This is a genomic window from Bacteroidota bacterium (genome assembly GCA_038746285.1).
Lineage (GTDB): Bacteria > Bacteroidota > Rhodothermia > Rhodothermales > JANQRZ01 > JANQRZ01.
In genome coordinates this window covers 77,984-88,739 of sequence record JBCDKT010000009.1, presented here as the reverse complement: position 1 = coordinate 88,739, position 10,756 = coordinate 77,984, and the positions used below count along the sequence as shown (strand labels likewise).

General features: G+C 65.2%; 21 protein-coding genes. All 21 read left to right on the top strand.

Going from position 1 to position 10,756, the window contains the following annotated elements:
* A partial coding sequence (tuf, locus tag AAGI91_04855; GenBank protein ID MEM1041939.1) for an elongation factor Tu occupies positions 1–150 on the top strand: 150 nt, incomplete at its 5' end.
* A gap of 60 nt (positions 151–210) precedes the next feature.
* Entirely contained in the window at positions 211–519 is a 309-nt protein-coding gene (gene rpsJ, locus AAGI91_04850) for a 30S ribosomal protein S10 (GenBank protein MEM1041938.1), read from the top strand.
* Positions 520–521: 2 nt separating this feature from the next.
* A complete protein-coding gene (locus AAGI91_04845; GenBank protein MEM1041937.1) occupies positions 522–1,103 on the top strand; it encodes a hypothetical protein in 582 nt (193 codons plus the stop codon).
* A gap of 35 nt (positions 1,104–1,138) precedes the next feature.
* Positions 1,139–1,768 (top strand): 50S ribosomal protein L3, encoded by a 630-nt coding sequence (gene rplC, locus AAGI91_04840; protein ID MEM1041936.1) that lies wholly within the window; start codon positions 1,139–1,141, stop codon positions 1,766–1,768.
* A gap of 41 nt (positions 1,769–1,809) precedes the next feature.
* Positions 1,810–2,499 (top strand): 50S ribosomal protein L4, encoded by a 690-nt coding sequence (rplD, locus tag AAGI91_04835; protein MEM1041935.1) that lies wholly within the window; start codon positions 1,810–1,812, stop codon positions 2,497–2,499.
* Positions 2,500–2,524: 25 nt separating this feature from the next.
* Positions 2,525–2,821: a 50S ribosomal protein L23 gene (gene rplW / locus AAGI91_04830; protein MEM1041934.1), complete on the top strand. Its 297-nt coding sequence runs from the start codon at positions 2,525–2,527 to the stop codon at positions 2,819–2,821.
* A gap of 78 nt (positions 2,822–2,899) precedes the next feature.
* Positions 2,900–3,733 carry a 50S ribosomal protein L2 gene (rplB, locus tag AAGI91_04825; GenBank protein MEM1041933.1) on the top strand — a complete coding sequence of 278 codons (834 nt, stop codon included), beginning with the start codon at positions 2,900–2,902 and terminating at the stop codon, positions 3,731–3,733.
* Positions 3,734–3,828: 95 nt separating this feature from the next.
* Positions 3,829–4,107 (top strand): 30S ribosomal protein S19, encoded by a 279-nt coding sequence (gene rpsS / locus AAGI91_04820; GenBank protein ID MEM1041932.1) that lies wholly within the window; start codon positions 3,829–3,831, stop codon positions 4,105–4,107.
* A gap of 64 nt (positions 4,108–4,171) precedes the next feature.
* On the top strand, positions 4,172–4,528 hold the full coding sequence (gene rplV / locus AAGI91_04815; protein MEM1041931.1) for a 50S ribosomal protein L22: 357 nt from the start codon (positions 4,172–4,174) through the stop codon (positions 4,526–4,528).
* A 34-nt stretch (positions 4,529–4,562) separates the two neighbouring features.
* A complete protein-coding gene (gene rpsC, locus AAGI91_04810) occupies positions 4,563–5,351 on the top strand; it encodes a 30S ribosomal protein S3 (protein ID MEM1041930.1) in 789 nt (262 codons plus the stop codon).
* Between the two features lie 50 nt (positions 5,352–5,401).
* Entirely contained in the window at positions 5,402–5,839 is a 438-nt protein-coding gene (rplP, locus tag AAGI91_04805) for a 50S ribosomal protein L16 (protein MEM1041929.1), read from the top strand.
* A 73-nt stretch (positions 5,840–5,912) separates the two neighbouring features.
* The gene (rpmC, locus tag AAGI91_04800) at positions 5,913–6,122 is read left to right on the top strand and encodes a 50S ribosomal protein L29 (GenBank protein MEM1041928.1); all 210 of its coding nucleotides are present in this window, start codon (positions 5,913–5,915) and stop codon (positions 6,120–6,122) included.
* A gap of 232 nt (positions 6,123–6,354) precedes the next feature.
* Positions 6,355–6,582, top strand: coding sequence for a 30S ribosomal protein S17 (gene rpsQ / locus AAGI91_04795; GenBank protein ID MEM1041927.1), 228 nt, complete (start codon positions 6,355–6,357; stop codon positions 6,580–6,582).
* Between the two features lie 98 nt (positions 6,583–6,680).
* Positions 6,681–7,049 (top strand): 50S ribosomal protein L14, encoded by a 369-nt coding sequence (rplN, locus tag AAGI91_04790; GenBank protein MEM1041926.1) that lies wholly within the window; start codon positions 6,681–6,683, stop codon positions 7,047–7,049.
* 84 nt (positions 7,050–7,133) lie between these two features.
* A complete protein-coding gene (rplX, locus tag AAGI91_04785; protein ID MEM1041925.1) occupies positions 7,134–7,487 on the top strand; it encodes a 50S ribosomal protein L24 in 354 nt (117 codons plus the stop codon).
* Positions 7,488–7,585: 98 nt separating this feature from the next.
* A complete protein-coding gene (gene rplE, locus AAGI91_04780) occupies positions 7,586–8,161 on the top strand; it encodes a 50S ribosomal protein L5 (GenBank protein MEM1041924.1) in 576 nt (191 codons plus the stop codon).
* A 50-nt stretch (positions 8,162–8,211) separates the two neighbouring features.
* Positions 8,212–8,481, top strand: coding sequence for a 30S ribosomal protein S14 (gene rpsN / locus AAGI91_04775; protein ID MEM1041923.1), 270 nt, complete (start codon positions 8,212–8,214; stop codon positions 8,479–8,481).
* A gap of 127 nt (positions 8,482–8,608) precedes the next feature.
* Positions 8,609–9,010, top strand: coding sequence for a 30S ribosomal protein S8 (gene rpsH, locus AAGI91_04770; GenBank protein ID MEM1041922.1), 402 nt, complete (start codon positions 8,609–8,611; stop codon positions 9,008–9,010).
* 41 nt (positions 9,011–9,051) lie between these two features.
* Positions 9,052–9,606, top strand: a complete 555-nt coding sequence (gene rplF / locus AAGI91_04765) for a 50S ribosomal protein L6 (GenBank protein ID MEM1041921.1) — start codon at positions 9,052–9,054, stop codon at positions 9,604–9,606.
* A gap of 123 nt (positions 9,607–9,729) precedes the next feature.
* Positions 9,730–10,086, top strand: coding sequence for a 50S ribosomal protein L18 (gene rplR / locus AAGI91_04760; GenBank protein ID MEM1041920.1), 357 nt, complete (start codon positions 9,730–9,732; stop codon positions 10,084–10,086).
* An 83-nt stretch (positions 10,087–10,169) separates the two neighbouring features.
* Entirely contained in the window at positions 10,170–10,697 is a 528-nt protein-coding gene (gene rpsE / locus AAGI91_04755) for a 30S ribosomal protein S5 (GenBank protein ID MEM1041919.1), read from the top strand.
* The last annotated feature ends 59 nt before the right edge of the window (positions 10,698–10,756 follow it).

The window sequence follows — 10,756 nt, the reverse complement described above, 5'->3', positions numbered from 1 at the left end:
GAGGGGGTGGAGATGGTGATGCCGGGGGACAACACGCAGTTCCGCGTGAAGCTGATCGTGCCGGTGGCGATGGAGCAGGGGCTGCGCTTTGCGATCCGTGAGGGGGGCCGGACGGTGGGCGCGGGCGTCGTCGCCAACATCCTCGACTAACACGATTGACCGTCGCAGGGGCGCAGCATGCTGCGCCCCTGCCTACTAACAGAGCCGCACATGGCTAGCCAGAAAATCCGCATCAAGCTCAAGTCCTACGACCACAACCTCGTGGACAAGAGCGCCGAGAAGATCATCCGCACGGTCAAGCAGACCGGGGCCGTCGTCAGCGGTCCGATCCCGCTGCCGCCCAAGACCGAGATCTACACGGTCCTCAGCAGCCCGCACGTCGACAAGAAGGCGCGCGACCAGTTCGAGCACCGTTCGCACAAGCGGCTGATCGACATCCTCTCGACCTCGTCCAAAACCGTCGACGCCCTGATGAAGCTGGAGCTTCCGAGCGGCGTCGATGTCGAGATCAAAGTCTGACCTTGAACCGTCTCGCCCACATAGCGCTGCTACCGCTCCTTGCGCTGAGCCTCGCCCTCACGGGCTGCGACTCGGATAGTGAGGACGATACGCCCGTAGAGGAGCGCATCCTCGGGACGTGGGAGGTGACCTCGGCGAGCGCCCGTGTGAACACCGGCGTCTTCGGTACCGTCTCCGTGCCAGTCCTTGACGCGAGCAGCAGCGGATCCATTTCCGTCTCCTTCGACGGGTCCGGCTTCACGTTCCGAGTGACTGGACCGATTGGCGTCGATGCTGAGTTGCTCGGCTTCGGGATGGTCACAGTCCTCGAAGACGGCGAGACGGTAGTCAACGAAGGGACCTACACCATCGCTGAGGGCGGCCAGCAGCTTCGCCTCACGACGACTGAAGTCAACGGCGAGACCATCCCGGCCTCCTCAGTGGCGGTGGACTTCGAGTTGCGCGGCGGCGACACGCTCGCGCTCACCGTGGAGAACACGCCGGAGGGCCGCGAGGCAATCGAGTCTCTCCTCGGCGAAGACTTCCCGGAAGAACTCTTGGATCTCATTGAGGGGGGCGAGACCACCTTCAACCGAGCCAACTAACATACCTTAACGCTTAACTTAATCAGGAGATTACAATGAGCGGAATCCTCGGCCGAAAGATCGGCATGACGAGCATCTTCGACGACGACGGGCGTAACATCGTCTGCACGGTCGTCGAAGCCGGCCCCTGCACGGTGACGCAGGTCAAGAGCGACGAGACGGACGGCTACCGCTCGGTGCAGCTTGCCTTCGGCGAGCGCACGGAGAAGAGCACGACGAAGGCCCTCAAGGGCCACTTCGACGCAGCCAAGACCTCGCCCAAGCGCCACCTCGTCGAGTTCCGCCGCTTCGACGGGATGGACGACCTCGGCCTCGGCGACGAAGTCAGCGTCGGCGACGTCTTTGAAGAGGGCGACCTGATCCACGTCGTCGGCACGTCGAAGGGTAAGGGCTTTCAGGGCGTCGTCAAGCGCCACAACTTCGGCGGCGTCAACGACGCGACGCACGGCCAGCACAACCGCCAGCGCGCCCCGGGCTCGATTGGCCAGGCCTCGGACCCGAGCCGCGTCTTCAAGGGCACCAAGATGGCCGGCCGCACCGGCGGCGACCGCGTGACGGTCAAGAACCTCAGCGTCGTCCGCATCTACCCCGACAAGAACATGCTGCTCGTCCAGGGCGCGCTGCCCGGTGCCCGGAAGGGGATCGTCGAAATCCGCAAAGCCTAAGCGACGGGTCGCTCGGGCGACCCCTCTAAGAGAGACCAACGATGACACTGACCGTTTACACCCGCGAAGGCAGCGACGCCGGCCGCACCGTCGAGCTCGACCAGAGCGTCTTCGGAATCGAGCCGAACGACCACGCGATCTGGCTCGACGTCCGCGCCGCACAGGCCCACGCCCGCCAGGGTACTCACAAGACGAAAGGCCGCAGCGAGGTGCGCGGATCGACCCGCAAGCTCTACCGCCAGAAAGGCACGGGCCACGCCCGCGTCGGCGACGCCAAGAGCCCGACGCGCCGCGGCGGCGGCATCATCTTCGGCCCGCGCCCGCACAGCTACTCCGTCGGCGTCAACCGCAAGACGAAGCAGCTCGCCCGCCGGAGTGCGCTCGCCCACAAGGCGCGGCAGGAAGGGCTTCGGATTGTTGAGAACTTCCAGTTCGACGCCCCGAAGACGCGCGATCTTGCACGTCTGCTCTCGAGCCACGACCTCGGCGGTCGCAAGGTGCTCCTCCTGACCGGCGAGCACGACGACGTGCTCCACCGCTCCGGGCGCAACATCCCGAAGCTGACCGTCCGTCCCGCCGCCGGTGCCTCGACGCTCGACCTGATGAACGCCCATGTGATCCTCCTCCAGGAGGGGGCACTCAGCGCGCTCACCGACGCGCTCGGCAAGACCGCCGCCACGTCCGCTCCGGTCGAGCCTGCGGACGCCGAGCCTGCCGATGCCGCCGAGTAGTCTACCCTTTTAGCCAAGTCCCACCATGGCCCGCTCCATCCTCATCGAACCCATCGTCACCGAGAAGATGACCCGCCTCATGGAGGAGGGTCGGCACTACGCCTTCAAGGTGGCGAAGAACGCCAACAAGATCCAGATCCGCAACGCGGTCCAGGCCCGCTACCCCGACGTGGACATCAAGGAGGTGCGGACGATGGTGGTGCGCGGCAAGCGCCGCCGCCAGTTCACCCGCCGGGGCCTGATCGAAGGGCGCAAGCCGTCCTACAAGAAGGCCATCGTGACCCTCAAGAGCGGCGAGATCGACTTCTTCGAAAGCATCTAGCACATGACGAGCGACGAGTGACGAGTGTCGAACGGGCACCCACTCGCAACTCGACATTCGCACTTCGACATTCGAATCATGGCAATCCGCAAACTCAAGCCGAACACGACGGGGCATCGCCAGCGCTCGTTCTCGCAGTACGAGAAGATCACCAAGACGACGCCCGAGAAGAGCCTGCTCGCACCGGTCAAGCGCAAGGGCGGCCGCAACAACAACGGCCGGATCACGACGCGCCACCAGGGCGGCGGCCACAAACGCCGCTACCGGATCATCGACTTCAAGCGCAACGACAAGGACGGCATCCCGGCCAAGGTCGCCTCGATTGAGTACGACCCGAACCGCACGGCGCGCATCGCGCTCCTGGCCTACGTCGACGGAACGAAGCGCTACATCATCGCCCCGGACAAGCTGACGGTCGGAACGACGGTGCAGGCGGGCGAAGCGGCCCCGCCGGAAGTCGGCAACTGCCTGCCGCTGGCCAACATCCCGCTCGGCACGTTCATCCACGCCATCGAGATGAAGCCGGGCAAGGGCGCGCAGCTAGCGCGCAGCGCCGGCACCTTCGCGCAGCTCCAGGCGCGCGAGGGCAAGTACGCCACGCTCAAGCTCCCCTCGGGCGAGATCCGCATGGTGCCCGTCGAGTGCCGCGCCACGATTGGCCAGACCTCGAACCCGGACCACATGAACATCGAGTGGGGCAAGGCCGGGCGCAAGCGCTGGCTCGGCATCCGCCCGAAGACGCGCGGCGTCGCCATGAACCCGATCGACCACCCGATGGGCGGAGGCGAGGGCAAGGCCTCCGGCGGGCATCCGAAGAGTCCGACCGGCGTGCCCGCCAAGGGCTACAAGACCCGCAAGAAAGGCAAAGCCTCCAACAAGTTCATCGTCCGCCGCCGCAAGCAGAAGAAATAGAAGATGGGGGATAGAGGATTGAGAATGGACCCTCCCACTCAGCCACGCACCTCGTTCTCTATCCTCTATTCTCCACTCTCCATCCTCTAGTAGTCATGGCACGCTCGCTCAAGAAAGGCCCCTATATCTACTACAAGCTCCAGCGCAAGGTGGACGCGATGAACGAGAGCAGCCGGAAGAAGGTCATCAAGACCTGGAGCCGCAGCTCGATGATCACGCCCGAGTTCGTGGGCCACACCTTCGCCGTGCACAACGGCAAGCAGTTCATCCCGGTCTACGTCACCGAGAACATGGTCGGCCACAAGCTCGGCGAGTTCTCCCCGACGCGCCTCTTCCGCGGCCACGCCGGGACGAAAGCCGACAAGCGCCGCTAGTAACCCCGCCGGGGTCCCGCGCCGCGCTTCCGACGCTCGGCCCCCACTTTCGACTCTCATCGCTATGCAAGCCCGAGCCAAGCTGCGGTTCATCCGCTCCTCGCCCCGCAAGATGCGCATCGTCGCGGACCAGGTCCGCGGCAAGGGCGTCACCGAGGCCCTCAACACGCTGCACTTCCTGCCCCAGAAGGCGGCCGCCCCGATCGAGAAGACGATCCAATCGGCGGTGAACAACCTGTTCGACCAGGCCGACGACGAGCGCGTGGACGAGGAGGGCCTCATCGTGAGCGAGATCTTTGTGGACGAGGCCCCGGTCTTCAAGCGGTTCCGCCCGGTCTCGCGCGGGCGCGCCCACCGCATCAAGAAGCGCAACAGCCACCTCACCGTCGTCGTCGCCGCGCGCGACGGGGACGACGCGTAAGTCACCCTTTTAGCACACAGCAGAGGATAGTCCTTTGGGTCAGAAGATCAATCCTGTCGGGTTTCGCCTCGGAGTCATCCGCGGCTGGGACTCCAACTGGTACACCGACGGATCGTACGCCGACAAGCTCGTCGAGGACGAGGAGATCCGCCGCTACCTCGACGCCCGCCTCAAGCGCGCAGGCCTGAGCCGCGTCGTGATCGAGCGCACGCCGAAGCGCGTCATCCTCACGCTCCACACGAGCCGCCCCGGCGTGGTCATCGGGCGCGGGGGGACCGAGGTGGAGAAGCTGCGCGAGGAGCTCAAGCAGCTCACCGAGAAAGACATCCAGATCAACATCAACGAAATCAAGCGGCCCGAAGTCGACGCCTCGCTCGTGGCGCAGAACATCGCCCAGCAGCTCGAGGGCCGCGTCTCGTTCCGCCGCGCGATGAAGCAGTCGCTCTCGGCCGCGATGCGGATGGGGGCCGAGGGCATCCGCGTCAAGCTCGCCGGCCGCCTCGGTGGGGCCGAGATGAGCCGGACCGAGCAGTACCTCGAGGGCCGCGTCCCGCTCCACACGATGCGCGCCGACATCGACTACGCCGAGGCGACGGCCTTCACGATCCAGGGCACGACCGGCGTCAAGGTCTGGATCTACCGGGGTGAGATCCTCGGCAAGCCTGACCTCAGCCCGAACGCGCAGGTCCAGCGCCAGCAGCAGATGTCGGCCCCGCCGCCGGAGCGCCGCCGCCGTGGCGAGCGCGGGGAGCGCGGCGGCCGAGGAGGTCGCGGCGGTCGGGGTGGCGAGGGCGGCGGCGGTCGCCGTTCGCGCCGCAGCTAAGTCTCCTCTCAACTCCACACTTGCACACGCACTAAACCGAGTCTACTGTCATGTTGATGCCCAAGCGCACCAAGTTCCGCAAGATGCAGAAGGGGCGCATCAAGGGGAACGCGCAGCGCGGCTCCCGGATCAACTTCGGCGACTTCGCCATCAAGACGCTCGAGCCGGGCTGGATCACCTCGCGCCAGATCGAGGCCTGCCGCGTGGCGATCACCCGTAAGATCAAGCGTACGGGTAAAGTCTGGATCCGGATCTTCCCGGACAAGCCGATCACCAAGAAGCCCGCCGAGACCCGGATGGGCAAGGGCAAGGGCTCGCCGGAGTACTTCGTCGCTGTCGTCAAGCCGGGCCGCATCCTGTTCGAGCTGGCTGGCGTGCCGGAAGACCTCGCCCGCGAGGCGATGGCGCTGGCGCAGTACAAGCTCCCGGTCAAGACCAAGTTCGTCGTCCGCCCGGACTACGTCGCCCCCGTCGCCACGCGAAAATAAGTTTCTCGTTTCTTGTTTCTGGTTGAGAGCCGAACGAGAAACTAGAAACCAGAAACCAGAAACTCAGTCCCCCATGAAAGCCAAAGAAGTCCGCGAACTCTCCTCCGAGGAGATCACGCAGCGCATCAAAGACGAGGAGCACGACCTCGACGTGCTGACCTTCCAGCACGCCATCGCGCAGCTCGAGGACCCCCTCGTGCTCCGCCGCAAGCGCCGCGAAGTCGCCCGCCTCAAGACCATCCTCAAGCAGAAACAGGGGTCTCTTACGCAGACCGTCTCCTGAGCACACTCCTTCTACTCGTAGTTGGTGAGGTGTCGGCTCACCAAGCGACCTGACAACAGATATGGAACCTAAGACCACCGAAGAAGCAAACGCCGAGCAGTCGGCCGAGACGCAAGTGGCCGAGGCCGTGGACGCGCCCGAAGCCGCCGTCGAAGCGCCCTCCGCTCCCGAGCCCGCCGAGGCCGAAGAAGTCGAGGCTGTCCCCGAAGGCCGCAACGCCCGGAAAGAGCGCATCGGGCTCGTCGTCTCGGACAAGATGGACAAGACGATCTCCGTCGCTATCCAGCGCCAGGTGAAGCACCCGATCTACGGCAAGTTCATCAAGCAGACGACCAAGCTCATGGCCCACGACGAGGCCAACGACGCCGGGGCCGGCGACACGGTCCGCATCATGGAGATGCGCCCGATGAGCAAGCACAAGCGCTGGCGGCTCGTCGAGATCGTCGAACGCGCCAAATAGCAGTTTCTAGTTCAACGTTTCTGGTTCCTAGTTAAGCGAGCGCAACCGGATCAACAAACCAGAAACTAGAGACCAGAAACCGGAAACTCCCAACAGACATGATCCAGCAAGAATCCAGACTCGCGGTGGCGGACAACTCGGGGGCCAAAGAGGTCCTCTGCATCCGCGTCCTCGGCGGCAGCGGCCGGCGCTACGCCCGCATCGGCGACAAGATCGTCGTCTCGGTCAAGAGCGCGGTCCCCGGCGGCAACGTCAAGAAAGGCGAAGTCTCCCACGCTGTCGTCGTCCGCACGAAGAAGGAGTACCGCCGCAAGGACGGCTCCTACATCCGCTTCGACGAGAACGCCGCCGTCCTCCTCAACGACGCCGACGAGCCGCGCGGGACCCGCATCTTCGGCCCCGTCGCCCGCGAGCTGCGCGAGAAGCAGTTCATGCGCATCGTCTCCCTCGCCCCCGAAGTCCTCTGATCAGGTCTCTGGTTTGCCGTTTCTGGTTTCTAGTTGAGCGAGCACGACCGGACCGACAAACAAGAAACGAGAAACTGCACCAACATGAAAAAGCTCCACGTCAAAAAGGGCGACACGGTCGCGCTGACGAAGGCAATCACCGGCATCAACCCGCGCGAGAAAGGGTTCGCCGGGCGCGTGCTCAAGGTGTATCCCAAGACCGACCGTGTGGTCGTCGAGGGCGTCAACGTCCGCATCCGCCACACCAAGCCGAACCAGACCAACCCGCAGGGCGGCCGGATCGAGCGCGAGTTCCCGATCCACATCTCGAACGTGATGCCGGTCGACGCCGACGGCAACCCGACGCGCGTCGGGCGCAAGCGGATCGAGGACCCCGAGACCGGCAAGGGCCACTGGGTCCGCGTCGCCAAGACAACAGGCGAAGAACTCGACCGGTAACACCCCAGGTTCTGGCTACCCCTTCGCGAACACGCCCTGACGCTCCCCGTTTTTACTGTCTGCTCCGGCCCGAACGGCCCACGCGAACACACGAGATCATGGAAGACAAGTACGTCCCCCGGCTCAAGCAGCGCTACCACGACGAGGTGGTCGAGGCGCTCACCAAGGAGTTCGGCTACGACAACACGATGCAGGTCCCGCGCCTCGTCAAGATTTCCGTCAACAAGGGGATCGGCGAGGCCGCCAACACGAAGAAGGTCCTCGACGACGCCGTCGAGGAGCTTCGCACGATCACCGGGCAGCAGCCGGTCACCCGCCGCGCGCGCAAGAGCATCTCGAACTTCAAGCTCCGCGAAGGCATGCCGGTCGGCGTCAGCGTGACGCTGCGCGACGCGCGGATGTGGGAGTTCTTCGACCGCCTCATCACGCTCGCCCTCCCCGGCGTGCGCGACTTCCGCGGCGTGCCGGACCGGTCGTTCGACGGGCGCGGCAACTACACGCTCGGCGTCAAGGAGCAGATCATCTTCCCCGAGATCAACATCGACGAGGTGGACTCGGTCAGCGGCCTCGACGTGACCTTCGTCACGACCGCCGAGACCGACGCCGAGGCGCTCGCGCTCCTCAAGGCGCTCGGCATGCCGTTCGTCCGCCGCGAAGAAGCCGAAGCAGCTTAACCCCGTACGGGCACGGCACGCCGTGCACCTAGCACGAACCACACGAGACCATGGCAAAGAAAAGCTGGATCGCCCGCGAGAAGAAGCGCCGCAAGATGGTGGCGAAGTACGCCGAGAAGCGCCGCAAGCTGAAAGCGGCCGGCGACTACGAAGGCCTGCAGCGGCTGCCGCGCAACGCGAGCCCCGTCCGCCTCAACAACCGCTGCGCGCTCACCGGCCGCTCCCGCGCCTACATGCGGAAGTTCGGCGTCTCGCGCATCGTCTTCCGCGAAATGGCCCTCGCCGGCAAAATTCCCGGCGTCAAGAAATCAAGCTGGTAACTCTGGAAGATGGAGTGTAGAGGATGGAGAGTAGATCCATCTTCAATCCTCAATCTTCCATTCTCAAAACTCTAGCGGCTAAGTGTGAGCCCCGCTCGCAAACTGGCCGAAGACCCCGACCCGAAGTATGAGCGGCATCACCGATCCCATCTCGGACTACCTGACGCGGATCCGCAACGCGCAGAAGGCCCGGCACCCCTACACCGACATCCCCGCCTCCAAAGTCAAGCGGGCGATGACGCAGATCCTGATGGACAAGGGGTACGTCAAGAACTACCTCAACGTCGACGACGGCAAGCAGGGCTTGCTCCGCGTCTACCTCAAGTACCAGCGCGGCGGTGCCCCCGTCATCCACACGATGCGGCGCGTCTCGAAGCCGGGCCTCCGCCGCTACGTCGGGGCCGACAACCTGCCCCGCGTCCGCAACGGCCTCGGCGTAGCGATCGTCTCGACCTCGCGCGGGGTGATGACGGACAAGGAAGCTCGCCGCGCCGGCATCGGCGGCGAAGTCCTCGCCGAAGTGTTTTAGCCTCGGTCCGCCCTTCGCGGCGGACCCCTGACAACAGCATTATGTCTCGTATTGGACAGCAGCCCATTCCCGTCGCGGACGGCGTCACGGTGACCGTCGCCGACAACAACGTGGTGACGGCCAAAGGCCCGAAGGGCGAACTCATGGTGCCCGTCGACCCCGATCTCACAGTCAAGGTCGAGGGCGGCGAGGTGCTCGTCGAGCGCCCGACGGAGCAGCAGCGCCACCGGTCGATGCACGGGCTCTACCGCTCCCTCATCGACAACGCCGTCATCGGCGTCACCGAAGGCTACAAGAAGCAGCTCGAAGTCATCGGCGTCGGCTACCGCGCCGAAGTCAACAACGGCGTGCTCGAACTCGCCCTCGGCTTCTCGCACCCCATCTTCTTCCTCCCGCCGGACGACATCACGATCACGACGGAGTCCGCGCGCGGCAAGAACCCCCTGATCACGATCGAGGGGATCGACAAGCAGATGGTCGGGCAGGTGGCAGCGAAGATCCGCGCCCTCCGCCCGCCGGAGCCCTACAAGGGCAAGGGGGTCCGCTACGTCGGCGAGTACGTCCGCCGGAAGGCTGGCAAGACAGCCGCACGCTAATGACGAACTGCGAACGACGAGGTACGAACGGGTGCCTTCCTCGAACTCGTCATTCGTAACTCGTCGCTCGAAACTCAAAAGAGCGGGAGGGTCGGAAATCTTCCCGCCGAGACCTGAACTACCATGGCAAGGCAGAGCAAGAAAGTGCAGAACCGGATGCGCATCAAGCGCCGGGTCCGCGCCAAGATCAGCGGCACGGGCGAGCGCCCGCGCCTGAGCGTCTTCCGCTCCAACAACAACATCTACGCGCAGCTCATCGACGACCTCGAAGGGCACACGCTCGCCGCGGCCTCCAGCCTCGACGAGAACGTCTCGGGCGGCAACCCGACCGAGGTCGGCAAAGCCGTCGGGCAGCGCCTGGCCGAGAAAGCGAAGGAGGCGGGCGTCGAGACCGCTGTCTTCGACCGCAACGGCTACCGCTACCACGGCCGCATCAAGGCCCTCGCCGACGGCGCGCGCGAAGGCGGACTGAAATTCTAAGTGTGGGGGTGTGAGCGTATGGGTGCGTGAGCGACTCGCACTTCCATACCCTCAGCCCCTCCGACTCCCATACCCCCCCAAGCATGGCAAAGGATAGCAGACGCGGCCGCAAGGCCAAAGCCTCCGAGCAGCAGAACCTGATCGAGCGGCTCGTCCACATCAACCGCGTGGCGAAGGTCGTCAAGGGCGGCCGCCGCTTCTCGTTCAGCGCCGTCGTCGTCGTCGGCGACGGGGCCGGCACGGTCGGCCACGGCCTCGGCAAGGCCAACGAGGTCGCCGACGCGATTGCGAAGGGCACCGACGCAGCTAAGAAGAACATGTTCAAGGTCCCGATGAAGAAGGGGACGATCCCGCACGCCGTGATCGGCGTGCAGGACGCGGGGCGCGTGCTCGTCAAGCCGGCGAGCGCCGGTACCGGCGTCATCGCCGGCGGCGGCGTCCGCGCCGTGCTCGAGTGCGCGGGCTACACCGACGTGCTCACCAAGAGCCAGGGCTCGAACAACCCCCACAACGTCGTCTCGGCGACGATCAACGCGCTCCAGAGCCTGGAGGACCCGGGCGAAGTGGCCAAGCGCCGCGACGTGTCGGTCACCCGCGTCTTCAACGGGTAAGGAGCTTCTGGCTGCGAGCCCCCGGCTATTAGCCAAATCCGCACACGCCAACGGCCACA